The organism is Mesorhizobium sangaii (genome assembly GCF_014207355.1).
Classification (GTDB): Bacteria; Pseudomonadota; Alphaproteobacteria; order Rhizobiales; family Rhizobiaceae; genus Mesorhizobium; species Mesorhizobium sangaii.
In genome coordinates, this window is the sequence record NZ_JACHEF010000001.1 from 1,908,992 (window position 1) to 1,934,572 (window position 25,581).

24 protein-coding genes and 1 tRNA gene are annotated in these 25,581 nt (G+C 60.7%); 11 read left to right on the forward strand and 14 right to left on the reverse strand.

The genetic code is table 11. The features are described from left to right. The first annotated feature begins 68 nt into the window (after positions 1-68). The 6 genes from HNQ71_RS08975 to HNQ71_RS09000 all read left to right on the forward strand — a co-directional run bounded on the left by HNQ71_RS08975 (position 69) and on the right by HNQ71_RS09000 (position 6,024). Entirely contained in the window at positions 69-1,088 is a 1,020-nt protein-coding gene (locus tag HNQ71_RS08975; protein ID WP_184872157.1) for a glycosyltransferase family 2 protein, read from the forward strand. Further along, positions 1,081-1,782, forward strand: coding sequence for a methyltransferase domain-containing protein (locus HNQ71_RS08980; protein ID WP_184872158.1), 702 nt, complete (start codon positions 1,081-1,083; stop codon positions 1,780-1,782). The genes HNQ71_RS08975 and HNQ71_RS08980 overlap by 8 nt, the downstream gene beginning before the upstream one ends. 10 nt (positions 1,783-1,792) lie before the next feature. Further along, on the forward strand, positions 1,793-2,236 hold the full coding sequence (locus tag HNQ71_RS08985) for a GtrA family protein (RefSeq protein ID WP_281391362.1): 444 nt from the start codon (positions 1,793-1,795) through the stop codon (positions 2,234-2,236). Between the two features lie 38 nt (positions 2,237-2,274). Continuing rightward, positions 2,275-3,756: a hypothetical protein gene (locus tag HNQ71_RS08990; RefSeq protein WP_184872159.1), complete on the forward strand. Its 1,482-nt coding sequence runs from the start codon at positions 2,275-2,277 to the stop codon at positions 3,754-3,756. A 212-nt stretch (positions 3,757-3,968) separates the two neighbouring features. Continuing rightward, on the forward strand, positions 3,969-5,858 hold the full coding sequence (locus HNQ71_RS08995; protein WP_184872160.1) for an acyltransferase family protein: 1,890 nt from the start codon (positions 3,969-3,971) through the stop codon (positions 5,856-5,858). Positions 5,859-5,950: 92 nt separating this feature from the next. Next, a tRNA-Gly gene (locus HNQ71_RS09000) sits at positions 5,951-6,024 on the forward strand. A gap of 73 nt (positions 6,025-6,097) precedes the next feature. Here HNQ71_RS09000 and HNQ71_RS09005 read toward each other — a convergent pair. The 13 genes from HNQ71_RS09005 to HNQ71_RS09065 form a co-directional block, all read right to left on the reverse strand. Continuing rightward, positions 6,098-7,123 carry a tyrosine-type recombinase/integrase gene (locus HNQ71_RS09005; RefSeq protein ID WP_184872161.1) on the reverse strand — a complete coding sequence of 342 codons (1,026 nt, stop codon included), beginning with the start codon at positions 7,121-7,123 and terminating at the stop codon, positions 6,098-6,100. Further along, complete coding sequence (locus tag HNQ71_RS09010) at positions 7,110-7,418, reverse strand: helix-turn-helix transcriptional regulator (protein ID WP_184872162.1); 309 nt, start codon at positions 7,416-7,418, stop codon at positions 7,110-7,112. The genes HNQ71_RS09005 and HNQ71_RS09010 overlap by 14 nt, the downstream gene beginning before the upstream one ends. Before the next feature lie 257 nt (positions 7,419-7,675). Further along, a complete protein-coding gene (locus HNQ71_RS09015) occupies positions 7,676-9,556 on the reverse strand; it encodes a D-apionate lactonase family protein (RefSeq protein WP_184872163.1) in 1,881 nt (626 codons plus the stop codon). Continuing rightward, positions 9,553-9,924, reverse strand: coding sequence for a putative quinol monooxygenase (locus HNQ71_RS09020; RefSeq protein ID WP_184872164.1), 372 nt, complete (start codon positions 9,922-9,924; stop codon positions 9,553-9,555). The genes HNQ71_RS09015 and HNQ71_RS09020 overlap by 4 nt, the downstream gene beginning before the upstream one ends. Then, positions 9,921-11,000 carry a Gfo/Idh/MocA family protein gene (locus HNQ71_RS09025; RefSeq protein WP_184872165.1) on the reverse strand — a complete coding sequence of 360 codons (1,080 nt, stop codon included), beginning with the start codon at positions 10,998-11,000 and terminating at the stop codon, positions 9,921-9,923. Before HNQ71_RS09025 ends, HNQ71_RS09020 begins: the two co-directional genes overlap by 4 nt. Positions 11,001-11,003: 3 nt before the next feature. Further along, on the reverse strand, positions 11,004-11,858 hold the full coding sequence (locus HNQ71_RS09030; RefSeq protein ID WP_184872166.1) for a fumarylacetoacetate hydrolase family protein: 855 nt from the start codon (positions 11,856-11,858) through the stop codon (positions 11,004-11,006). After that, on the reverse strand, positions 11,859-12,875 hold the full coding sequence (locus tag HNQ71_RS09035; protein ID WP_184872167.1) for a zinc-binding alcohol dehydrogenase family protein: 1,017 nt from the start codon (positions 12,873-12,875) through the stop codon (positions 11,859-11,861). It lies immediately after the preceding gene. Positions 12,876-12,879: 4 nt separating this feature from the next. Further along, entirely contained in the window at positions 12,880-13,695 is an 816-nt protein-coding gene (locus tag HNQ71_RS09040) for an MBL fold metallo-hydrolase (RefSeq protein ID WP_184872168.1), read from the reverse strand. A gap of 2 nt (positions 13,696-13,697) precedes the next feature. Next, positions 13,698-14,912, reverse strand: coding sequence for a cytochrome P450 (locus tag HNQ71_RS09045; protein ID WP_184872169.1), 1,215 nt, complete (start codon positions 14,910-14,912; stop codon positions 13,698-13,700). A 111-nt stretch (positions 14,913-15,023) separates the two neighbouring features. Beyond that, complete coding sequence (locus tag HNQ71_RS09050) at positions 15,024-16,043, reverse strand: substrate-binding domain-containing protein (RefSeq protein WP_184872170.1); 1,020 nt, start codon at positions 16,041-16,043, stop codon at positions 15,024-15,026. Between the two features lie 85 nt (positions 16,044-16,128). Then, positions 16,129-17,145 (reverse strand): ABC transporter permease, encoded by a 1,017-nt coding sequence (locus HNQ71_RS09055; protein WP_184872171.1) that lies wholly within the window; start codon positions 17,143-17,145, stop codon positions 16,129-16,131. Further along, positions 17,142-18,674, reverse strand: coding sequence for a sugar ABC transporter ATP-binding protein (locus tag HNQ71_RS09060; protein ID WP_184872172.1), 1,533 nt, complete (start codon positions 18,672-18,674; stop codon positions 17,142-17,144). Before HNQ71_RS09060 ends, HNQ71_RS09055 begins: the two co-directional genes overlap by 4 nt. A gap of 4 nt (positions 18,675-18,678) precedes the next feature. Further along, positions 18,679-19,617: a ketopantoate reductase family protein gene (locus HNQ71_RS09065; RefSeq protein ID WP_184872173.1), complete on the reverse strand. Its 939-nt coding sequence runs from the start codon at positions 19,615-19,617 to the stop codon at positions 18,679-18,681. Positions 19,618-19,819: 202 nt separating this feature from the next. On the opposite strand from HNQ71_RS09065, the gene HNQ71_RS09070 reads away from it, so the two are divergent. The 5 genes from HNQ71_RS09070 (at position 19,820) to HNQ71_RS09090 (ending at position 24,519) form a co-directional block, all read left to right on the forward strand. Beyond that, a complete protein-coding gene (locus HNQ71_RS09070; RefSeq protein ID WP_184872174.1) occupies positions 19,820-20,542 on the forward strand; it encodes an FCD domain-containing protein in 723 nt (240 codons plus the stop codon). Further along, the gene (gene otnK, locus HNQ71_RS09075) at positions 20,539-21,792 is read left to right on the forward strand and encodes a 3-oxo-tetronate kinase (protein ID WP_184872175.1); all 1,254 of its coding nucleotides are present in this window, start codon (positions 20,539-20,541) and stop codon (positions 21,790-21,792) included. The genes HNQ71_RS09070 and otnK overlap by 4 nt, the downstream gene beginning before the upstream one ends. After that, complete coding sequence (otnC, locus tag HNQ71_RS09080; protein ID WP_184872176.1) at positions 21,789-22,427, forward strand: 3-oxo-tetronate 4-phosphate decarboxylase; 639 nt, start codon at positions 21,789-21,791, stop codon at positions 22,425-22,427. The genes otnK and otnC overlap by 4 nt, the downstream gene beginning before the upstream one ends. A gap of 269 nt (positions 22,428-22,696) precedes the next feature. Next, positions 22,697-23,587, forward strand: a complete 891-nt coding sequence (locus HNQ71_RS09085) for a transglutaminase family protein (RefSeq protein ID WP_184872177.1) — start codon at positions 22,697-22,699, stop codon at positions 23,585-23,587. 77 nt (positions 23,588-23,664) lie between these two features. Further along, entirely contained in the window at positions 23,665-24,519 is an 855-nt protein-coding gene (locus HNQ71_RS09090) for a transglutaminase-like domain-containing protein (protein WP_184872178.1), read from the forward strand. Between the two features lie 93 nt (positions 24,520-24,612). Here the strand turns inward: HNQ71_RS09090 and HNQ71_RS09095 are convergent. After that, a partial coding sequence (locus HNQ71_RS09095; RefSeq protein ID WP_343068104.1) for an NAD(P)H-binding protein occupies positions 24,613-25,581 on the reverse strand: 969 nt, incomplete at its 5' end.

The following is a 25,581-nucleotide window of genomic DNA, read 5'->3' on the forward strand; positions in this document are numbered from 1 at the left end:
TTATCTGTTTTCTAACCAATTCCCGCTATTGCCATTCCAATAGCGGGAGCAAGGGGCTTTTGGTGGAGATGGAGAAAAACACCGCGCGAAGCGCTGTCATGTTGTCGGTGGTCGTCCCATGCTACAATGAGCTGGATGGGGTGGCCGAACTTCATCGACGGGTAACGGATACATGCCTGGAACAGGGCTCCTCGTATGAGATCGTCCTTGTCATCGACGGCGCGACTGACGGCACGCGAGAGGCCATTTTTCAGTTGGCTGAAAAGGACGACCATGTCGTCGCCATCGACCTTGCCCGCAACTACGGCCACCAGATCGCGTTGAGTGCGGGGCTCGAATTCTGCCGCGGCCAGCGCATTCTCATTCTCGATGCCGACCTGCAGGATCCGCCTGAGCTGCTCGGCGCTATGATGACGAAGATGAATGAAGGCTTCGACGTCGTTTACGGCCAGCGGCAGAGCCGCGACGGGGAAAGCTGGTTCAAGCTCGCCTCTGCCTCGATGTTCTACCGCTTGCTGCGCCGCATGGTCGATGTCGAGATCGCGGCGAATTCGGGGGATTTCCGGTTGATGAGCCGCCGCGCGCTCGACCATCTGAACGCGATGCCCGAACGCTACAGGTTCATTCGCGGCATGGTGAGTTGGATCGGGCTGAAACAGGTGGCCTTCCCCTATGAAAGACACCGGCGCTTTGCCGGCACCACCCACTATCCCCTGAAGAAGATGGTTCTTCTGGCGGTCGACGCGATGACCAGCTTTTCCATCGCGCCGCTACGGTTCGCCTCGCTGCTCGGAATGTTGTTCGGGCTTCTGGGGCTGGTTGTGCTCTGCTACACCCTCATCGAATGGTCGGTCGGAAACGTGTTGCCCGGCTGGACCAGCCTTGCCGCGATCGTGCTGATCCTGGGCAGCGTCCAGCTTATGGTGCTTGGTATTTTCGGTGAGTATCTCGGACGCATGTACATGGAGACAAAGCGGCGGCCGCTTTACTTCGTCAACGAGATCGTTTCGCGCAGCCGGGCTGTCAGCGACAAGGATCTGCCTGTCCATCGCCTGCAGAAGATGGCAAAGAGGGCCGCACGTGCTTGAGGCGGAGTTCGACCAGTTTGCGCGGGAATACCAGGAACAGCATGCCGCGAGCATAAGGCTGAGCGGTGAAACGCCTGACTTCTTCGCCAGATACAAGATCGACGACATCGCCGCGACGCTGCGGCGGGCTGGTGTGACACCACGACGGATACTCGATTTCGGCGCCGGTGTCGGCAATTCGCTCGGCCATATGCGCAACGCCTTTCCCGACAGCGAGATCACCTTGCTCGATCCTTCGCGGGAATCGCTCGACATCGCCAGCAAGCGCTTTCCCGGCCAGGGCGCCTTCACGCATTTCGACGGCGAGACAATTCCCTTTGCCGACGGCAGCTTCGACCTGGCCTTCGCGGCTTGCGTCTTCCACCACATTCCCGAGGATCTGCAGATTGGACTGCTCGCGGAGATCGGCAGGGTGCTGGCCGAAGGCGGCAGCTTCTTTGTTTTCGAGCACAATCCGTGGAACCCGCTGACCACGCACGCGGTGCGAAATTGCGCCTTCGACGAGAATGCGGTCTTGATAAATGCGCGCGAGATGCGCAGGCGCATGGCCGCGGCGGGTCTAGCCAACACCCGGATCGTGTATCGGATTTTCTTTCCCCGGCTGCTAGCGAGGCTGAGGCCATTCGAGTGTTTCCTCACCAAGATTCCTGTCGGAGCCCAATATTTTGCGCATGCGGTCAAACCTGCCATTTGACTATCCGAGGATGCTGCGATTTGGCGCTGTTGGCCTGTTGAACACGGCGCTGGGATACGCGGTCATTCTGGCCGGGCTTGCACTGGGTCTTGGCGACATCCTCGCCAACGCCACGGGCTACGCCGCCGGCCTAGTGCTCGGCTTCTTCCTCAACCGCCAATGGACCTTCACACGAGTCGATGGCTTCCGGTCAGGAACCCTGTTGCGATATGGCGGCGTCTTCCTGGTCGCGTACAGCATCAATCTGGCAGTCGTGATCGCCGCCCGTTCAGCAGGCATCACCGAAAGCCCTCTGGTTCACCTCGCGGGAATCTGCGTCTATTCAATCATCTTCTACCTCGGTTCGGCTCACTTCGTGTTTGTGGGGCGCGGAGGTCGCGGAGACGACACAGCCGACGGCAACCTTCCGGTGACCGATGGGCCTCGGCGGATGCCGACCAGTCGAATTCCTTGAACCAAACTGTCATCGCAAACGATTAAAGGCGGCGCACCATGGACAACGCCCAGGCCAGTGTGGAGGCCGCAACGGACGACGAGCGGATCCGCCTGACATTCTGCCTGTTCACGGCTTGTGTCGCGGCGGCGTTGATGGTTGCCTTTGCCAATTCCGTCCTGCAGGATCCCGACAGTTGGTGGCAGGTAAAGGTCGGGCTGGATTTCCTGGCAAACCGAACATTTCCGACGACCGACCCTTACTCCTATACTTTTGCCGGCCAGCCATGGATCGCCAAGGAGTGGCTGGGGCAGGTCCTGCTGGCTCTTGCCTACCGGGCTGGAGGCTGGAACGGCGTGGTCACGCTGATCATCGCCACGATTTCCCTGACGGTTTTCCTGATGGGGTGGTTTCTAAGCACATGGCTGAAGCCGATCCTGGCGGTTACGGTGGCCTTTGTCGCGGCGGTCGCGATCGGCCCGATCTATACCGGGCGCCCACATATTTTCACCCTGCCGATCATCGTCATCTGGACGGCAGTGCTCTTTCGTGCGGCAAGGGAAGAACGGGGGCCGCCCTGGTGGCTGCTTGTGCTGGTTGTGTTGTGGGCGAACCTGCACGCGACCTTCACGCTGGGCTTCGTCATCGCAGCTTTCGCCGGTCTTGATCTGCTGACGCGCACAGGTTTCTCGAAACCGACCCTCGTGGTGAAATGGATCGCATTCGGTCTGCTTTGTCCGCTCGTCAGCCTGATCCACCCCTACGGTGTCCACGCTATCCTGGCGACCTTCGCCGTGGCCTATGGCAATGAGGCGGTGTCGCTGATCGTGGAATGGCGACCGTTCAATGTGCAGGATTCACCTCTCCAGGAAGTTGTGATGCTGCTGGCGCTGTTCGGGCTGCTGGTGTCGCGGGTGCGAATTGGCTGGGCCAAAGCGTTGTTCATCGTCTTCACCTTGCATATCTTTCTCGCCCATCTGCGGTTCATGTATTTGTTCTTCCTCCTGGTCCCGTTGGTGACCGTGATGGAGGTCGCACAGCAGTGTCCCTCACTGTCGGTCACCGCATGGCTGTCTGAAAAGCGCGACGGACTGGAAAATTTCGTCGCCAGGCAGTTCTACGCGATTTGCGGCGTGGCAGCTGTTTTTCTGATCGGCGCGGCTGCCGTGTTAGGCAGCGTCTATCAGGTCGCACCCAGCCCGAATACGTCGGCCAGCGGGGCGCTGGCATTCGCCGAAAGCCATCATCTGTCCGGCAACGTGCTGAATTCCTACAATTTCGGCGGCACGCTGATCTTCCACGGGATCAAGACCTATATCGACGGTCGGACGGACCAGCTGTTCCTCGGTGGTTTCACAAAAGCCGATGACGAGACGGGACACAGCAACGGCAAGCCGCTTCTCGAAGCCCAGCTGAAGAAATACGCGATAGGCTGGGCGCTGATTGCAGCCGACGACAATCGCATTCCCTTCTTCGACCAACTGGGCTGGAGGCGGGCCTATTCGGACGATCATGCGGTGATCTACCTGCCCGGCGCCTGATCCCGCCGCGCCGGCGCGGACCGGCCTCGCCAGCATTCCAACGGGCACATGCCTTGACACTCATGTTGCGGTGCAGCAAAATTGCACCGCAGAGGATAGGCATGTGAGACCGACGAGCCGGAATTTTTTGCACGAGCGGGACATCGCCGTATGAGCGGCGTCTTGAGCTCGCAGAACCCAAGCCTCCGGCCGCGGCGCGCGAGCCTGCCCGGATGAACTACAGGCGCGACATCGATGGCCTTCGGGCCGTGGCGGTGTTGCCCGTCCTGCTTTTCCACTTCGGCGTCTCCGCCATTCCCGGCGGCTTCACCGGCGTCGACATCTTCTTCGTCATATCGGGCTATCTGATCAGCGGCAGCCTGCTCGACGATCTCGAGCGCGGCCAGTTTTCGATCGGTCGCTTCTATTGGCGCCGTGCACGGCGCATCCTGCCGGCGCTGACCTTCGTCATCCTGCTCGCCAGCACTGCCGCCTGGTTCATCCTGCTGCCGTCGGACCTGCACGAATTCAGCTTGAGCGTGATCGCCGCCTCGACCTTCTGGTCCAACATCTATTTTTGGAAGACGACGAACTATTTCTCCATCGACGCCGAACTGCGGCCCCTGCTTCACACCTGGTCGCTTTCGGTCGAAGAGCAGTATTATATCTTCGCGCCAATCCTGCTCTATTTGATCTACCGATATGTCTCGAAGCGCTGGCTGACGGTACTGCTGCCGATCGCCATCGGCAGCTTTGCCGTGGCGGTCATGGCAACCTCGCTGGCGCCGACCGCCGGCTTTTATCTGTTGCCGACGCGCCTCTGGGAACTGGCGCTTGGCGCCATGCTGATGCTGAAGAAGCCACCTGCGCTTGCCAGCCGGTTGGCGATGGAACTGATCGGCCTCGCCGGCTTTGCCCTGATCGCCTTTGGCTTTCTAACGATTTCGGAGAGCGACCCATTTCCGGGCTACAATGCCTTGTTCCCCTGCATCGGAACGGCCCTGCTCATCTATGCGGGCCACGATCATACCGGTGCCGACAGGCCGGCACCTGTTGCCACCCGCGTCCTTCGGTTCGCGCCGCTGGTCTGGGTCGGTCTCATTTCCTATTCGCTCTACCTCATTCACTGGCCGATCAATTCCTTCGTCCACTATCTTTCGCTGAAGGCCATCGGCGTGCCGACGGTCATCGCGATGATGGTGGCCAGTTTCGCCCTGGCGACATTTTCCTGGAAATATGTCGAGCAGCCGTTTCGCCGGAAACGGGCGTTCACCGCCCCATTGCCGATCTTCGCCTTTTCGGCGACGGCGATCGTCCTGCTCTGTGTCGGCGGCTTGGCCGGCGCACTCGGCGGTGGTTTTCCGCAACGGTTCCCGGACTTCTCGACCGAGCCGATCCGGGTCGGCGACTGGCGCAACGGCGTCTGTTTTAACGAAGGGGCCCGCATCGACACCTGGAACCTCGCCGACTGCACCCGCACCCAAGGCTTTGCCACCAACGTGCTTCTGTGGGGTGATTCGTTCGCCGCCCACTATGTTTCAGGACTCGACGCCAACGCCCAGAAAATCCAGGCCAATGTCATCCAGTACACCTATGCTGGCTGCCCGCCCGACCTCACCTATTTTTCCTATGCCCGGCCAAGCTGCACCCTTTTCAACGAACGGGCCCTGTCGATTATCCGCGACGCCAACATTCGGGCGGTGATCCTGAGCGGTCGATGGACCGACTACCAGGTCAGGGGCTTCGATGGCCTGCAAAAGACGATCGATCGGCTTCGCGACATGGGCGTCAAGGTCTATGTCATCGGCCAGTCACCGGAATTCATCGCCGACGTCCAGAAGATCGCTTTCTTTGCCAGACGGGAGCATGTCGGGAACACGTCCTGGCCGACGGCCATGGATCCGGGCATCAACAAGCGGGTGCTGCCGTTCGCCAAAGGGGCGACTTTCATAGATCCGCTGGCATATCTGTGCGATGCGGCCGGCTGTTCGTACGCCGATGCCGACAGCAGGCAATTTCTCTACTTCGATTATGGTCACTTCTCTTCCGCCGGCGCGACATTGGCCATCTCGAAGTACTGGCCAAGTTTTGCCGCCGGCAACAAGTTCGCCAGGGCAAGATAGCAATCGCAGGCCGAAACTCATCGCCGCAACCTGCGTTGTAAAGCCGCTTTGCGATTGCCCGAACACCGACCCGCGTGTTAACGAGGGCTCGCGCGGGTATGATGTAATGGTAGCTTGTCAGCTTCCCAAGCTGAACGCGCGGGTTCGATTCCCGCTACCCGCTCCAGCTTACCCTACAAGGGATCGAGGTTGATCCGGCACCCTTGGCCGAGAGGCAGTTTTACAGCAGGTTTTACAGGCTATGTTCTCTTTCTGGCCCCGTCGAGCTTGCGGATGCGTTCCTTGATCGCTGCCTGCCTACCGACGTAACGTCGGATAATTCGCGCCACGTGCTCCTCCTCCCATGCCATCAACTCGGCAATCTCACGCTCTGTTAGGCCGTCGACGTAGAACTTGGTCGCAGCTGTGCCTCTGAGATCGTGGAAGTGCAGGTCATCACCTTTCGGCCATGCGATTTTCTTCGCGTCGGAGAACGAACTGGCCAGACCGTTGACAGTCCACGGGCGCTTCTTGCTACTGGTCAGAATGACAGGTGAGCGCTTCGGTATTCTTCCGAGGACGTCGCGCAGTTCCTGATACAGCGGAATGATGGCTTCGCGCTGATGTCTGCTTTTGCCGGTGGTGATGATTATGGCATCCTCGCCGACATGGGACCAGGATAGGCGAATGAGATCGCCGACGCGAAGGCCGGTATGTGCAGCCAGGTCGACGGCGTGGGCAATCTCAGCCGAGCACGTCTTCTTCAGGTCCATGATGTTCCCGTCTGTCCAGATAATTTCCGAGCGAGAGCCGCTGTAAAGCTGTTTGATCCCTTCGCAAGGGTTCGAGGCAATCTTGCCGAGTGGGTCGACAGCGTATGAGAGCACGCGCGAGAGCACCTGCATCCCGTAGTCGGCTGACCTGGGCGTCTCGGCGAATGCGGCTCGCCACCGACGGATGACCGGCCTGATCTTGTCCGGCCGATCGAACTGGGCGATGCGCAACTCCCCGAAATGGCCAGCGATCCGGTCGAGCCAGGGACCCCAGTTACGTCGCGTCGACTCGGCAAGCTTTCTGTAGTCAGCGCTCGCCTTGTATTGCGTGACCAACGATCGAAAGCGGTTGTTGTCAGGTGTCGTGCGACTGGCAATCGCATCATTGTAGGAGGCGAGGAATTCCGGTGTGCCTGGCATCCCAGCAAGGCGCGGACCGCCGCGCCAGGCATACCAATAGATCCTACCCTTGGCCGTGACCCGGTGTAGGCCCTTCAATTCAAGCGTGACCATGATGCTTCGCCTCGAACGCTGCCAATTCACCGTCGAGATGATCCTCGTCGCTGACCTGAGAACGTGCTGCAAGCGTCTCGATGCCCGACAGGGCGTCAACGGCACGATCAAGTGTCTGGACGTCCCAAACCTTCCGACCGAGAAGTTCGAACGGCCTTGGAAAGATGCCGTTGCTGACGAGCTTGTCAAAATGGGTCGGACTGACACCTACATAGGATGCGGCTTCCCTTCGGTTATAGCCACGGCGGGCTTCGAACGGCAAGGCGTGTATAAGCCCGCAGGTGATCATCGTCATGCAGAAAACTCCTTCTACGTGACGTTATAGCGCTATCGCCGTCAGTTTGAGAAAAAAGCTCGGTGGGCGCGCTCGCGAGAGGCCTGCAATGTAATGGACCAGTCGCCACTAACCAGTAATTTGAAAGGGGTTCGGATGGTGCTGCGAGAGTGGTTTGAACTCTAGATGACATTATGATTTCAATGACTTACCGATCATTTTGTAACACTGTGACGACCCTCGGGATGAGCGAAGAAACCATCCGCGAATATGCCTGTTCAGCCAACCTGCGTCGGCTTACCGGTTGGTTGGCATTGGACCACCACTGACCGGTATGGTTCCAGTGTTGGTTGGTTGTGAAGTGGCTTCATCAGGTTAGCACTCTTGTCAATGACGCCTACCAACTGCGTCCCGGGGGGGACCGAAACGTTGACGGCTGCCGGTGTGAGATTTGCAACCATGACGCGGATGTATTCGCCGAAACGATAAGCAATGGCGGCAATACCCGGATGATCGACCAAAACCTCGTAGCGCTCGGCACCAGCCGCTGTCGCAAGCTCAGCGTGGACCGCCTGGAGAGGATGACGAATTCCGGTCGGGCCGAGCAAGCCGAACGAACCGGTTGGGGACGCGATTATGAGACGATCAACGCCCGCTGCAGCAGCCTGTGCCGCGACACCCACCGTGAAAGCCGCCCCGAACAATGCACCATGGCGGGGGTCCTCGCTTGCAGCGGGTATTCGCGCTCGGGCAGGATTTGCTGCCACACTCTGCCCGTAGGGATTGTGGCGCATGCCGATCGTGCATGGTCCAAGCCAGATCGGTTTTTGTGGACTTAGCCGTCGCGCCGTGGCGATGACGGACGGATAGACGCTCAACGTTTCCATCACCGATAGATCGTCGGCCGCATGAACGATGGCTGCGTTGCTGAAGAAGACGAAATCTGGATCACCGGCCGGCGGGTTGCGATTGAATTCCGTGAAGAAGGAAGGCGTCCCGGCTCCGATGGCAGCCTCGGTGGCCGTGTCCTTAAGCGCAGCCTCCACATCGCCGACCGGCCGTTCGCCTGTAGGCACCATGTTTGACGCCCGTGTCTTGAATTCGCGCCTTGGTGAAACCAGGATGGCGCTCGGATCGACACCGGACAAACGGATTGCATCGACGACGGACTTCGCCTCGGCCCCAGGGTCGATGGTATCAAAGATCGCCTCGATTGCTAGCCGCGCACCGATCGAAGCGGAAAAGCCGGCCGCTTTGCGCAGCATGTGCTCATCATGCCCGCGCCCACTGTCAAAGCGGACAATGACTTCCTGTGCCGGGCCAAGCTGGGATGCTGCGGCCACGGCTGCGGGCAGATCATCTGGATCGAGAAAGAGGGCCATGGACGGCATCCGTCCAGCAGGTCCACCTAGCGTCAGTGTCGCCCTGTCGGCGGCTCGGGGTCGAGACGCCGATGACTTGGCCTCGATGGAGACAACGACCCGCTGGGTGTCCTTCGAACCCTTGGCGATAACATAAGGGCGGGGTTTCGTCAGCGGGCGGACATATGTCTTGAACGACGCGTCGGTCCAGTTGCGCTGGTCCTCCATCTCGAAAGCGTCGCCTTGCATGGCGACGGTGCAGATCATTCCAGGCTCCGGCTCGTGGGTGAGCGCGGATATGTCAAAGGCCGGCTGGTCCGGGCTGATCGTCTCGGGGAAAGTCGTCTCCTCGATCTCGCCGCCGCTGTGTCGGATGGTTAGCCGTGCGCCCGCAGCTTCCGATGGATGCAGGACGACGAATCCCGTGCGATTGGTCGGGAAGTCGGCGAGGGCAACGCCTTCCGCCTCAAGGATCAGCATGCCGGAGGCTTTGCCGACAATTTTCATCCGGTAGGAAAAGCTCACCTGCGGACCAACGCAAAGTCCTTCATAGCTGACCTCGAATGCAGCCTCGCCTTCCCAAATCTGAAGGTTTGAAAGCTCGGCCTTGTAGGTTCCCCAGGACGCGTCGCGCGCCAGATAGTTGATCGCGCGCACCGCTTCCACACCGGCGAAGCGAATGGTGCGCAGGTTGCCGTCTTCGAGGATGGCCGACAGCGGTCCCGCGGTGAGGATCCGGCGCTCGGCAACCGCCTGGTCCGTGCCGAACAGATCGAAATCGCTGACGTTGCCGGTCAAGTCGATTCCCTAATCTTCGCGTTCTCTTGGACCGCATAGGCGAGAACCGTCTTGCTGATGACAAGGTCGCGCGAACGCTGGTCGAATTGCAGGAAATGCTCCGAGGCGAGGTGCAGGTCGAAGGCAGCGCGATCCGTGTAGATCTCGTAGAGGAAGACATGAGTGGCAGTTGCCGGGTCCGCCGGCGTCAGCACGTCGAAGCGAAGGCAATCCGCCTCGAGTTTGACGGAGAGCGCCGCATTCTCAGCAACCAGCCGATGGAATTCCGGAAATGCGCCCTCAAGAAGTTCGAATGCCACGGTGATCGCAAAGGCAGCGCCCGCCCTTCCCTTCCCGCGTCCTGGCGTCTTTTCCCGCCCCGTCGTCATTGCGCCCTCCGGCCCTTTGAGGCGACGCTGGGACTTCCTTCCCACAGCGTCGGAACGATCGCCCGGTGTTCCTCCGCCGCGCGGTATGCGGCGTCAACCAGAGCGTAAGTCCTGAGGTTGTCGCTTCCCGACGTCTCGGCGGGCACGCCGCGCTGGAGACAATCGAGAAAATGGCGGCAGGCAACGAACGCGCCCTCTTGCGCGACGTGCCAGCGATCGCTGGTCCACGAGCGCAGCGGTGAGCCAATGTCTTCCTCGGTCGTCGTCCCATTGCTGGTAACCCGCATGCGCGAACCCGGGAGAACGATGATTGACCCGTTATCGCCCTCGATCTCGACCAGCGTTTCGGGGAACGGATCGGGGTCGCGTCGCGCCTCGTATGTGCATTCGACGACGCTGACGGCGCCACTGCGATGACGCAGGAGCATCGTCGCCGTGTCCTCGGCCCGCACCTTGGGATTGCGCCGCTGAGTCTCGCATGAGATGCGCCCGACCTCGCCCAGAAAGAAGCGTGCGAGGTCGAGCACGTGGATGCCGACATCGGCAATCGCCAAGCGTTCCTCGTCATAGAAATAGGGCTGCGTGCGATAGACATCGAAGCCGGTGCGAAACATTATCCGAGCCCAGCTCGGCGTGCCGATTGCGCCGCTGTCGATGACGCGGCGGACATGCCGCATCGGCGTCTGGAAGCGAAAGTTCTCGTGAACCGCTAGCCAAACGCCTGCCTTGTCGGCCGCCTCGACGATGGCAACGCAGTCTTCCCAGCTCAGAGCGAACGGTTTTTGCACGATGGTGGCGACGCCTTTCGCTATCGCCAATTCGCAGAGCGCCCTATGCGTGTCGTGGCGGGTGACGATATCGACCGCATCAAGCCTTTCGACCGCAAGCAAGGCGGCGGCCTCCGTGTAGAACGGGACGTCGAAAGCACGGCCGGCCGCTTCGGCCTTGCCGGCATCGACATCGCAGACGGCGGCAAGCATTACGCCTTCGCTCGCAAGATCCTTCCACGAATGCAGATGGTTCTGCGCGTAGAAGCCACAGCCGATTACTCCAATGCGGATCGCACCCGACGCCATTTCCTACCCCGCAACGATCGGGGTTCTGAGGATGCCGATGCCCTCGGCTTCGATCTCGACGACATCACCAGCCTTCATGAAGATCGGCGGCTTCTGGAAAATGCCGACGCCGGCCGGCGTTCCCGTCGATACCATGTCGCCGGGTTCGAGCGGAATATATTGCGACAGGAAGGAAATCAACACTGGCAGCGAAAACAGCCAGTCCGAGGTGCTGCCATCCTGCAGCGTCTTGCCATTTAGCCGCGTCTTCAGTGCGACATTGTCGGGATGCGGCATCGCGTCAGCCGTCACGATGCAGGGACCGATCGGAGAGAAGCCGGCAAAGTTCTTGCCGATGGTGATCTGATTGTCCTTGAACTGCACATCGCGCGCCGAAATGTCGTTGAGCAGCGTGTAGCCGAAGATCGCCGGCATCACGTCGGCTTCCTTGGCCCTGTGCAGCTTTCGTCCTATGACGGCGGAGAACTCCACCTCGTAATCCATCTGCTCGGTTCTATCAGGCTTTTCGACCGGCACGTCGGGCCCAACCACTGACGTTGGCAGCTTGGTGAAAAAGAATGGCTCGGTCGGCATTTTCGCGTTGGGGTTTTCCTCGGCGTGGCCCTTGTAGTTGATACCGGAGCAGAGAACCTTGCTCGGCCGGATCGGCGCTTCGAGCGTCACCTCGGTCAACGCATAGCGCGGCGCCTTGGCGACACCACCGCGGATTTGATCCAGCATCTTTTTGCCGCCAAGCACGATCTCCATCACACTGCCGGCGATGCCGGCCTCTGTCAGGCACGCGACCTGATCGCCGTCGAGCACGCCGGCATGATGGACATGGCGTCCCTTGCGATGGGAGAAAGTAACGAGCTTCATCTAATCCTCCGGAATGAATACGGCCTTGTGCAGGGCCATTGGATTTTCTGCGAGTTTCTGGAAGACGTCGGGCGCTTCGCCGAGTGCGAAAGAACTTGCGATCTTCGGGTAATGGATCTTGCCGGTGGCGAGCAGGGCCAAGGCCTCGGGAAAACAGTCGACCGATGCACGCGAGCCGAGGATCGTCACCTCCTTGCGGGTGAAGTCCAGGCCGGGGAAGGTGATACCCTGGCCCTTCTTGACCAGGCCGAGGATGACGATGCGTCCGCCGGCGGTGACGAGATCAATGGTCTGTTCCATCGCCGGCGCGGCTCCCGTCGCTTCCATGACTACGGGCATGCCTTCGCCATTGGTGATTTCGCGCACACGTTCCAGAAGGCCGGCGCCACCGGCGACCGGTATGGCGCCGAGGTCGGCGGCGGTGGACAGGCGCTCGGCGGAGAGATCGGTGGCGTAGACCTTTGCGCCTGCGGCGCGAGCCACTTCGACGATCGCTAGCCCGATCGGCCCGGCGCCAAGCACCAGCAAGTTATCTTCGGCGGTGACCATGCCGCGGCGGCAGCCCTGGACGCCGATGGCCACCGGTTCTGCGAAAGCCGCCTCGAAGTCGGTGAGCGTCTCCGGCACGACGTTGAGATTCCGGACCGGCGCCGTGACGAAATCGGCGAAGCCGCCCTCGCGATGAACACCGACAATGGTGAGGTTGGCGCAGCAGTTCCGTTTGCCGATCCGGCAGGGATAGCAGTGCCCGCAGCCGATGAATGGGTCGACGACTACACGTGTGCCGATTGCCGGACCGGCGGTGTCGGGACCATAGGCTTCGACGACACCGGCGATCTCGTGACAGCCGATACGGGGATAGGTCACGTAGGGGTTCTTGCCTGTGTAGATGTAAAGATCGCCGGCGCACAGGCCTGCAGCTTTGACTCGAACCAGCACCTCTCCCATTCGTGGCTGCGGCTTCGGCGCCTCGGCCATGCGAATGGAAAAGGGTGCGTCAAAGATTGCTGCACGCATCGCGTCAGGCCGCCTTGGCCGGACCAAGAACCTTGCCGTCGCGGTCGAATTCGATCCAGTCGCCGGCACGCAGCAGATAGGGATCGGCAATGGCTTCGCCGCGCGCCTTCGCTTCCCGGTGGTGCTTCATGTATTCGGCGACATCCTTATCACCATCGAGTTTGATGTAATGGCAGGGCAGCACTGTCTCGAGGCCGAGCCATTGCGTGGCGAGCACGCCTTCATACGGGCTCATCTCGCCGGTCAGCATTTCGCCAGGCATCGGGTTGAGATGCAGGATTTCCTGCGGGTTGGCGATGCCGATGCAGCCGACATTCGGCTTGTAGAGCTCACCCTGCAGTTTGAGGTCGGAGAAGATGGCTGTGTCGCCATAGTGGTAGAAGCGCAGATTATTGTCTGCATAGACGATGAAAGCCATCGGCACACCGGAAATGAAGGAGTTGTCCTTTAGCCTGATCTGCGACCAGTGATGGCACTCGAGCGGCTGGATCTCGATGCCCGCCACCTTCACCCTTATGCCCCAGGTGGTGGCGCGGATCTGGCCGGCTGGAATGCCGCGGTCCATCAGCCAGGCTTTGACCTCGCCGCCGCAAACGACCGGACAGCCATATTTCGCGGCGATCTTGTCGGTGTCGCCGAGATGGTCGAAGGCGGCATGGCTGACGATGACGAGATCGACACGATCGAATTCGGTCGATTTTGTTGCCGCGCCCGGATTCTGATCCAGGAACGGATCGCACAAGATGCGCAATCCGTCGCGCGTAAGGATTTCGTAGGCGGCAACGCCGTGAAAACGCATGCGGGTGGTGGGGAAAGTCATGGTCAATGCGCCTTCTTTCTATCAATGAGCAAGGGCAGGCTTGCAAAACCGCGCCGATCGCCTCTGGTCTTCCAGCGTGGCGCGACCGCAGGATCGAGGGCAAGGCCAATTCCGGCTTCGATCAGAGCCTCCAGCGTCACCGCGAATTCCATGCGAGCAACGCCGGCGCCAGCGCAGAGATGTGGCCCTGCGCCAAAGGTGAGATGCCTGTTCGGCTTTCGATCGAGGCGCAATTCATCTGGCGCCTCGAATACGGTTGGATCGCGGTTGGCTGAGCCGAAGCCCAGTGCGACGATGTCGCCGGCCCGCATCCGGCGTTCATGCACAAACAGATCACGCGCGGCGTTGCGGCCGAAAATCTGGATCGGTGAGGAAAAACGTAGGAATTCCTCAACTGCCGTCGGTATTAGTGCCGGCTCCGCGGCAAGCCGCGCCAGATCGGCCGGGTGTTCGGCGAGCCAGTGCAACATGACCGAGAGGCCGTCGGCGGTGGTCTCGAATCCGGCGCCGAAAACCACTGTCATGAAGGATCGTATCTGGCCGTCGTCGAGACTTTCGCCATCGATCTCGGCGGCCATCAGCATGCTGATGAAGTCGCCCGTCGGGGCCGCCCGGCGCGCCGCTATCAGCCCGTCGATATAGACAACGAGATCGCGGCTCGCAGCCGCGCCGGCGACGGGATCGCTGACGTTGAACATTTTGGTGATCCAGCCGACCCAATGTTCGGAATCAGCCAGCGGCACGTCGGTGAAGGCGGCGAGCGAAGCGATCGCGACCGGCACGCAGAATTCAGCCACGGCATCGGCGCTTTCTTTCTCCGCCATGCGTTCGAGGATCGAGGCAGCGAGCCTTCCGATACACGGCGTGATTTCCGCGACCCGTTCCGGCGTGAACACCGGATTGACGAGGGCGCGGTAGCGAGAATGACGCGGCGGATCGATCTCGATCGGCAGCATCGGTTCGGTGCGCGGGGTGATTACCGGAATAGCGGTAACGCCTGCGACGCTGGACGTATAGTCGCGCCAGTTGATGGCGCTGGCGCGCACGTCCTCGTAGCGAGTCATCAGCCAGAAGCCGCCATGCTTGTTGGAGCGGGCGATCGGACACTCCAGGCGCAACCGGTCATATGCGGTGAACGGGTCGCGGACGAACGCCGGATCGTGGATATCCAGATCCTCCGGAATCTGCGGTTCGCCCATTGCTGCGGTGTTCGACATGGTTTCGGTCTTGCCAGATGACGTTTGAATTGGCCGTCCGGCGGCAGGGAGATAACGCCGCCGGACGCTGCTTGAGCCTTGATCCAAGACTCCGCGATGTCTGCGTTGAGCCTACTTCACATTCAGAGCGGTCAGCACCTTGTCGACATTGTCCTTGGTGATCAGGATGACGCCCGTATCGAGCGAGTCCGGGATCGGACGGCCGCCGTCTTTCGACGAGAGGCCGGCCGACTTCAACGTGTTAGTGTTGTAGTCATGCAGCAGCTTGACCGCGTAGTAGATGAAGAGCTCGCGATTCTGCACGACGATGCCGTCGACCCAGCCTTCCTTTGCCGATTTGAAGAAGTCCGGCGTCTGCTCCATCGCGGTCACCTTGATGTCACCGGGATTCTTGCCGGCTTCACGCAGTGCCGTGACGATGCCGGCACCGGATTCGGAATCGAAACCGGCGAGGCCAGCGATGTCTGGATGGGCTGCCAGGATCGCCGCCGTCACCTGCGCCGCCTTCTGTGCGTCGCCACCGTCATCCTCATTGGCGACGATGGTGTATTTGCCGCCGCCATTGGCTTCGACATAGGCTTTGAAGCCAGCCACAGCTTCGCGCATGTTGCCGGCGTTGATGATCGACATCGAGGCGACCTTGCCACCCTTCGGCAGCATTTCCATCAGCTTCTTGGCCTGGGCGACGCCGACCTGCGTCCAGTTCGTGCCGATATAGGCGAGACGGCCGGAGTCGGGCAGATCGCCGTCATCGACGACCGTCGGCACGCCTTGCTCCATGCATTTCTTGACGGATTCGGTCAGCGACGGGTCCCAGCCGCCGACGACGGAGACACCGCTCGGTTTCTGCGCGCAGACCTGGTCGACAGCGGAGATAAAGCCCGGCACGTCGAAGTCGGTCGGCCCGGCAACGATGACCTTGACGCCGAGCTCTTCGGCGATCCGCTTCATGCCGACATAGTCATACTGCACAAACAGCGGCAGGTTGGCCTTGTTGGAGATCCAGTAATACGTCTCCTTCGCATCGGCCGGCCCGAAGGATGATTCCTGTGCGCTAGCCGGAAAAGTGTAGAGCAATGCGGTGGCAGCAAGCGCTGCGCCGGAAAGTATCGTTCTCACTATCGATTTCATGCCCGTTTCCTCCTGATGTTTTTGTATTTTCAGTCCTTGCATGTCATCCGGTTGTCCGAATGCCTCCTCCCGTCCTCGCCTGAAATCAGGCGCGGCCGCTAGTCTTGAAACGATCGAGCGATACGGCGAACAGCAGGACCAGACCCACCACTAGCCCTTGCCAGAACACGCCGATCGCATTGATGATCATGGCGTTCTCGATCAATGCGATGAAAAGCACGCCGAGAATGCCGCCGAGGATCGTGCCCTCACCACCTTTCAGGCTCGCTCCCCCGAGCACGGTTGCGGTGATGACCTTGAGTTCGATGCCGACGCCGGCGTTGACGACCGCACTGTTGAGACGCGCCGCTCCCAGAACGCCGGCAAGGCCCGCCAGCGCTCCCATGATGACGAAGCCGATCAGGATGAGCCGGTCGACGCGGATACCCGAGAGCTGGGCCGCGCGCGGATTGCCGCCGATGAAATAGAACTGCCGGAAGAAGCGTGTCCGCGCCACCAGCCAGCCGCCGACGAGCACGAGCACCAGCATTGCCCAGAACGGCGACTGGATCCTGAGCAGCGGATCGGCGGCGCGGCCATATTCGGCGAAGGCATCGGTGATAGGGGTGACGCCAGTGCCGGCGGTGACATAGGTCAGACTGCGATAGATGGTGAGTGTGCCAAGGGTTGCGATCAACGCGTTGATGCCGATGCGGGTGACGATCAAACCGTTGACCAGACCGCACAGTGCGCCAACCAGGATGCCCACCAGAACAGCAACCTCCGCCGGCCAGCCCCACCATCCGGCGACAACGGCGGCCCAGACGCCGGAGAAAGCGAGTGTCGAGCCGACCGACAGGTCGAACGTGCCGCCGATCATCAGCAGCATCATGCCGCAGACAAGAATGCCGACCGGTGCGAGATTGAGCAGCACGGCCCTCATGTTGGAGGCGGTTGGGAAGTTGTTCGGATAGACGATGCTCATCGCCAGCGCGAGCGCGATGACGAGCACGAAGAGCGTCAATTCCCTGGAATCGGCGAGGCGCCGCACGATACGGACGAAAAGGTTTTCGCGCCGGTGCTCGGCATTCTCGGCCATCGGTTGCGTGATCTGCATCGTCATGCCTCTGCCATTCCTGGTTCCTTGCGGACTTCAGCAACCGAAGCGGTGTATCTGGTAGCCAGCCGCAGCACCTGTTCCTCGCTTGCCCCGTCGCCTGGCAATTCGCCAACCGTCCTGCCTTCCGCCATCACGACGATGCGGTCGGCAAGCGCAAGCACCTCCGGCAGGTCCGAGGACACAACGAGCAGCGCAACGCCCTTGTCGGCGAGCGCCCGCAGAAGCCGGTAAATTTCAGATCGTGCCCCGACGTCGACGCCGCGGGTCGGTTCGTCGACGATCAGAAGGCGCGGCTCCATCGCCAGCCATTTGGCCAGAAGCACTTTCTGCTGATTGCCGCCGGAGAGATTGCCAACGATCTGGCGCACGCTCGGCGTCGCGATGCGCAGCTCGTTGACAAAATTCTTGGCCAGCGCCTCGGCCTTGCGGTTGGAGAAATTGGCGCCCGAGGAAACCTTGGAAAGAACCGTCGCGGCAACATTGTTGACGATGTCCATGCCAAGGAACAGACCCGCCGCCTTGCGGTCTTCCGGAACCATGCCGATGCCGGCGTGCTTGCCGTCCCACGGACCTCTCGGATCGATAGGCTTGCTGCCAATCCGGATCGAGCCGCCACGCCGTCGGCGTGCGCCAAAGATCGCCTCGCAGAATTCGCTGCGACCGGACCCGATAAGCCCGGCGAGACAGACGATCTCGCCTGAACGCACGGTGATCGATGCCGACCGCACCAGCGGCGGCGCGTCGACATTTTCGGCCTCGAGCACGATGTCGCCGATCTTGCGCCCTGCCGCCGCACGCGAAAAATGCACGTCGCGTCCGACCATCAGACGGATCAGTTCGTCGGTCGAGGTCTCGGTGACACTGCGTGTTCCGGCAAGCCTCCCGTCCTTGAGGACGGTCACCGAATGGCAGAGCGCGAAAATCTCGGCAAGGCGGTGCGAAACGTAGATCACCGAAACGCCGTTGGCCGCCAAGCGGCGCACCACGTCGAACAATTTCTCGGTTTCGGTAAGGGTCAATGCCGCGGTCGGCTCGTCGAGGATCAAAATTCTGAGGTCGCGCGACAGCGCCTTGGCAATCTCGACGATCTGGGATTGCGCCGGCGAAAGGGTCGACACCTTCAGTGCCGGATCGATGGCGACGCCAAGCTGCGCGATAAGCACCCTTGCACGATCGCGCATGGCTCGGACATCCACCTGACCCAACCATTGCGTCGGCTGCCGGCCGGCGAAGATGTTCTCGGCAACAGAAAGCTGCGGAACGAGCGAGCCTTCCTGATGCACGATGCCGATGCCGAGATCGCCCGCTGCTTTCTCATCGAGGTCCGCGGTTTCGGCGCCATCGACAAGGATACTGCCCTTGTTGCGCGAGTAGACACCGGCGACGATCTTGCCGAGGGTCGACTTGCCGGCGCCGTTTTCGCCGAGCAATGCACGGATCTCACCGCCCTCGACGCTCATCGAGACGTCGTCCAGTGCCCGCACACCGGGGAAGAACTTGGAAAGGCCTTTGATTTCGAGCCGCGGCGCCATGGCCCTATTGAGCCTTAACCTGGAGGTAGTGGGCCTGCTTGGCCTGGATCATCCAGACCATCGTTTCGTTGACAGGCGTGGCCACACCGGTGCGCTTGCCTGCATCGACAATGGCACCGTTGATGACCTCGATTTCAGTCTGCCGTTTGGCTTCGACATCCTGCAGCATCGAAGCCTTGCCGCCGATCGCCTTCTCCAGCAGGCCGGTGATCGCAGCCCAGCGTTCGTCATAGTCGAGCGCGATGCCCTGGGCGTTTGCTACGGCCACGACCTCTTTGAGGATAGCGGCCATCAGGAGTTTGGTGCCTTCGAAGGCGACGAGTTCGTGCGACATCAAATGCAACAGCCCGGCGACCGGCAGTGTGCAGGCATTCAGCGCCAGTTTCTTCCAGACCTCGTCAAGGATCCTTTCGGACTGAGTGGTCTCGATCTGCGCCGCACGAAACACGTCGATGACCTTGCCCAGGCGTTCGGTCGGCTTGCCGGTCAGTTCGCCGATATAGGTCATGCCAGAACCAGGATGCTTGACGCGGCCCGGCGCCAGCAAGGTGCCGCCATGATAAGTTAGCCCGACCAGCACGCGGTCTTCGCCAACGATCGAGGCGATGCGTGGTGCATTGCCCCAGCCGTTCTGCAGACTGAGCACGGCGGTATCCCCAGCGATCATGGGGGCTGCAGCCCGAACGGCAGCTTCGGTGTGATAGCATTTGACGAAATTGATGATGAGATCGACCGGCCCGACGCTTGCAGGATTGTCGCTTGCAGACACCTTTATCACCGGCTGCGAACCATCCTTTTCCTCGATGGTCAGCCCGTTGTCATTGATCGCCGTCACGGCCGCCTTGGAGACGTCGATCAGCGTGACGTCATTGCCGGCGCGGGCCAGATATCCACCGAATATCCCGCCCATAGCTCCGCCGCCGCCCAGAATGGCGATTTTCATGCATCTTCCTCCCTTGGCGATCGCAATCGCCGTCTCAAAAGCAAGTTGATTTGCAGGGGGGCGGAGCTGCCTTGAGGGCGCCCAAACCGGTGCTAGCCGATGCTCATGGAGCCCGGCCTTGTCTTCCCGCTTTTTTTCAATCTTGTGTTTTCAGCATTGCAAGCTGTTGCATGGTTGTCAAGCATGATGGTATGAAAGGTCTATGGTCGACCCTCTTGTCATAGAACGAAAAAAACTCTTCGAGCATGTGGCAACACATCTCGAGGGACAGATCCTCTCAGGAAAACTCAAGCCCGGAGACCAGTTGCCGCCCGAGCGTGACCTGCAATCGCGCTTCGGCGTCGGCCGCCCAGCCATTCGTGAAGCACTGATCTCGTTGCAGAAGGCGGGCCTCGTCGAACTCACCAATGGTGCTCGCGCCAAAGTCTTGATGCCGACCGCCAGCCATATTTTCACGGGCATGGCACCTGCGGTCAGGCAGATGCTGTCGACGGAATTGGGACAGCGTTCCTTTCAGGGCGCGCGCATGTTCTTCGAGGTTGGCCTCGCCCGGGAAGCCGCCCGGACGGCGACGTCAGAAGATCTGGCCTCGTTGCGTGAGGCGCTCGAAGCCAATCGGCTGGCGATCGGCGACCGTGACCGTTTCACCAGCACCGACATCGCCTTTCACTTCGAACTCGCCCGTATTGCCCGCAACCTCGTCTTCGTCGCCCTCCACGACCAGATTTCCGAATGGCTCAAGGAACAGCGCATTGTGACGCTGGCCGCCGACGGTCAGGAGCAGACGGCGTATGAGGCGCATCGCGCCATTTACGATGGGATCGTCGCGCGCGATCCCGATCGTGCCGAACAGGCGATGCGCGAGCATCTCGATCAGCTGACGACGATGTTCTGGCGCCAGCGGGCAAGCGACCACGACGAATGAAGATCGGCGTCATCGGCGACGATTTCACCGGTTCCGGTGACATTGCCAACACGCTCGCCAAGGCCGGCGCTCGGACTGTTCAGTATGTCGGCACACCGACCGGACACCTTGCGGACGAGATCGACGCCGCGGTCATTGCATTGAAGACGCGTTCGGTTGGGGCCGGCGATGCGGTAGCGCAGTCCCTGGCGGCCTGCCGCTGGCTGGTTGCCAACGGCGCCGAGCAGATCGTCTTCAAATATTGCTCGACCTTCGATTCCACACCGCAAGGCAACATAGGACCGGTCGCGCAAGCCCTGCTGGAGGAACTGGACGCGCCGCTGGCTCTGGTTTGCCCTGCCTTTCCCGCCAACCGCCGCACGCTCTACAACGGCTACCTCTTCGTCGGCGACCGCCTGCTCAGCGAGTCCGGCATGGAAAACCATCCGCTGACGCCGATGACCGACCCCGATATCAGGCGATGGCTATCGCGCCAGACGCGACTCAAGGTCGGCCATCTTCCGCTGGAAAGTTTGCGTTCGGGCGGTGCTGAAGCCGCCTTTAATCTTGCAAAACGCAACGGCGAAAAACTTATCGTCGCCGATGCGATCACAGACGACGATCTCACAGCGCTGGGCAAGATAGCCAAAACCCATCGACTGGTCACCGGCGGCTCGGGCATCGCCATGGGCCTGCCCAGCAATTTTGGGATCCACCCGGCGAGCGGCGATCGGCAGCGGTTCGTGGGGAACAACAGGCCTGGCTTCATCCTCTCCGGCAGCTGCTCTTCTGCGACACGCCGGCAGATTGCCGCCTATGGGAACGGGCATCCTTCGATGCAACTCGATGCCGCCGACGTGCTCGATCCGGACGCTGCCATCGCAAGCGGACTCGATTTTCTGGTCAGCCACAAGGATGCCGGACCGCTCATCTATGCGACCGCGGAGCCTTCCGAAGTGTCTGCGGCACAGACCCGACATGGCCGCGAACGGTTGGCAGGATTGTTCGAGACAGTTTTCGCCGAGCTCGCCGCCAAGGCGGTGGCTGCCGGCTTTCGGCGGCTCGTGGTTGCGGGTGGCGAAACCTCCGGCGCGGTCGCCTCTGCTTTCGGCGCGTCGGCGCTTCAAGTCGGCCCGGAGATCGACACCGGCGTGCCGGTGCTCATCCTCGACGGCGAGCCGAGGCTGGCCTTGGCGCTGAAATCGGGCAATTTCGGCACCGACGATTTTTTCGAACGCGCGCTCGATGCCCTGAAAGGTGACGCCTCATGACCCTGGAAGAACAGCAGCTTCGTGACGAGTTTTGCCGCTGGGGCGAGTCCCTGTTCATGCGCGGCTACACCGCCGGCTCGTCCGGCAACCTGTCGGCTCGGCTTGCCGATGGTTTCCTTGTCACGCCGACCAATTCCTGCCTGGGTTATCTGGAACCCAGCAAACTGTCGAAGCTGGACACCCAAGGCGTGGCCGTGTCCGGTGATACCCCAACCAAGGAGATACCCCTCCACATGGCGTTCTATGAAGCGCGGCCGCAGGCGGCGGGTGTCGTGCATCTTCACTCGACTTACGCCACGGCATTGTCCTGCCTTGAAGACACTGACCCCGACGATGCCATCCCGCCGATCACGCCCTATGTGGTGATGCGCGTCGGTCGCGTGCCCCTTCTGCCCTATACTCATCCGGGGTCGGCCGACGTCAGGCCGCTGGTGCTGGCCAAGGCGCATGACCATGCGGCCGTCCTTCTGGCCAATCATGGTCCGGTGGTTTCCGGACGCAGTTTCCGCGACGCTGTCTTTGCCGCGGAGGAACTGGAGGAAACGGCGAAGCTGGCGCTTCTGACCAAACATCTGCCCGTCAGGCGACTGGATGGGCGGATAGTCGCCGAGTTGGAGCAACGTCGACAAAAGTGAATGTCAACGTTGGCCCTTGCGCATGGCCGTCATTCGGGTTGGCGCTGGCCGCCCAACCTTCATTATGCTGACAACTGCCCCCGGGCGGACGTGGCGCCTTACCACAAAAACAGGCAAGTTGTGCTCCAGCCAGCGGACTGGAATTCATCTGACCAAGCCCGAGGCCGCCACCCTGCCGGCAGGATCGCATGGAGCGGAAACAGTTCGTGCCGGTTCCGATTAGGCGCTAGGTTGCTGCGGACGTGCCAGCGAGTTATTGACGGACGCCGATGCCGATTTTCTCAGTCAAGCACACGACCTTGTATCGCTATAGCCAACGGGTCAGGTTTGGCGAGCACAGGCTGATGTTCAGGCCGCGCGACAGTTTCGATCAACGACTTCTGGATCACGCCCTATCTGTGAGTCCCGAGCCGAGGGAGGTCCGATGGATCCATGACGTTTTTGGAAACTGCGTAGCCGTGATCGATTTCAACGGTTCGGCCAATGAACTCCATTTCGCGACAGACATCCGGCTCGATCACACGCCGCAGCATGCGCCTGATTTCCGTATCGATGAGGCCGCGCTGAATTATCCATTCTCTTACGATCCAGACGAGGTGGCCGACCTCGCGCAAACAATGGAGCGCCATCATGCCGATGATGGCGACGAGGTCGGCAAATGGGCACGGCGGTTCGTGAGTGCCGCAGGACACACCGAGACCGGCAAATTGCTGATGACGCTCTGCTACGCCATCCATGAGAGCTTCGTGTATTCCCGTCGGTTCGAAACCGGAACGCAACCGCCTCTCATCACCTTGCATCTGCGCAAAGGCACATGCCGGGACTTTGCACTTTTCATGATGGAAGCGGTCCGCTCGCTCGGCTTCGCTGCTCGCTTCGTGACCGGTTATGTGTATGTGCCGAGCCGCGACAGTGATGCTGTCCGCGGCGGAGGATCAACGCATGCCTGGTGCGAGGTCTACTTGCCTGGTGCCGGTTGGATCGAATTCGATCCCACCAACGGCATTGTGGGCAACCGGGATTTGATCAGGGTGGCTGTGGCTAGGCATCCCCGGCAAGCCATCCCGCTTTCCGGAAGTTACTCCGGAAGCGCGTCGAGTTTTCTGGGCATGAGCGTTGAGGTGAAGGTGGCGAAGGAACCCGGCGGCAACAAAAATTAGCACCGTCTGATGTTCTCCGGAACTGTTCGACAAGCCTGGAGTTTGCCCGGTTCCTGAATCAGAGTATTGGAGCATCGATGCGGATCCGCGCAGGTTTCAACCTTACCTATGAATGCCCGCAGCCGACACCAATGCTGCTGGTCCTTGAGATCCATCCCTCACGCCGCGTCGATCTGCTCACAGAACAGGTCATAGGCTTTGATCGCCCGATCGAGGCACGCGGCTACATTGATGCTTTCGGCAACGCGTGCACGAGAATAGAAGCGCCGGCAGGGCTGACGACGATATCGACGAGCTTCGAAATATACGACAATGGAAAGTCCGATGTTGTCCAGCCAGACGCCGTTCAGCACGATATCAAGGAACTCCCCGACGAGGTTCTTAGGTTTCTGCTCGGAAGCCGCTATTGCGACACCGATCGGCTTGGTGACCTCGCTTGGGCGAACTTTGGCAATACCACGCCTGGATGGACCCGAGTTCAGGCGATCTGCAATTTCGTGCACGATCACATCACTTTCAACTACCAAGCCGCCAATCCGCTGCGGACAGCCTATGGCGCCTTCGAAGATCGAACCGGCGTCTGTCGCGATTTTGCGCACCTGGCAATCTCACTGTGCCGCTGCATGAATATTCCGGCACGCTATTGCACTGGCTATCTCGGCGACATCGGCGTGCCTCCGGTGCCGGATCCCATGGATTTCAGTGCATGGTTCCAAGCTTATCTAAGCGGTCACTGGTTCACGTTTGACGCTCGGCATAACCGCCCTCGCATAGGTCGGGTTTTGATGGCAACGGGTTGCGACGCGACTGATGTTGCGCTCTCAACCAGTTTCGGTTCATCCAGACTCGCGGGCTTCGAAGTTGTCACTGAAGAAGTCCAAACGGACCAATTGTCGGGGGATTCTGTCGGAAATCCCGAGTCTTCACCTTGATCTGATCGATGTGACCATAAGGGCTACGACGTGGCGTGGCTTCGGCTCCTTTGGCTGGCCGCGGGCTGGCGCCGGGCCGAGCGCGAAGCTGCGTCACGCGCGCTGTTCGATCAAGCGGATCACTTCGTCGATGTCCCGTGGCTCGATGTCGAGTTCCTTCAGGCCCGGCACGTCGATTGCTGCCACATTGTCGTGACGCATAAGATCGACCTGGTTGCGCGTTATGGGCGCGACCGGAAGGAGTTCCGCGACGCCAGCCAAGGCGTTCCACACCGCAAACGGCACCGGCATCAGCTTGATGTTCGTATGGAGCTGTCGGGCGATCTCCCTAAGAAGTTCGTTATAGGTATAGATGCGCGGGCCACCGAATTCGAATATGGAGGAACCCCTGTGGTTTCGCCTGTCGATCAGCACGCTCACTGCTTCTGCGACGTCTTCCACGTAGACCGGTTGAAGCCGTGTGCCCCCATTGCCGAACACCGGATAGACCGGCAGGAGGCGGATCAGGCTCACGATAGTCGTGAGGAAAGCGTCGTCTGGTCCTGTCATGACGGCGGGACGCACAATGAAAGCGCCGGGAAATGTGCTCTCCACCGCTACTTCTCCGCGCCCACGTGCCCCGATGTAATTCGATTCCGATTTAGGATCGGAGCCGATCCCCGAAATATGGATAAACTGGTTGACCTTGCCATCGCGCGCCGCGGCGGCGAGATCAGCCGCGGCTTTCACGTGCACGCGTTCGAATGTCTGGACTCCCTGCTCGACATAAAGACTGACAGCATTCACGATCGCCTCTGATCCGGCGATGGCCGAGCCGATCGAGGACGCATCCAATATATCCGCCTCGACTGCTTCGGGCATCCTTCCAGTCGATGAAAAGATCGGGCCCACGCGCGCCGAGTGGCGGGATGCGGCGCGGACCGTGAAGCCCCCTTCTAGGAGCTGCTTCACAATCCTGCGCCCGAGAGTATCCATCCGGCGTGTCGCGCCTTGTTCGGGTGATGAACGAGTGGTCTTAAGCGTGCTCTTATGAGCGCACTTAGGAGCAGTTGATGGGTCAGA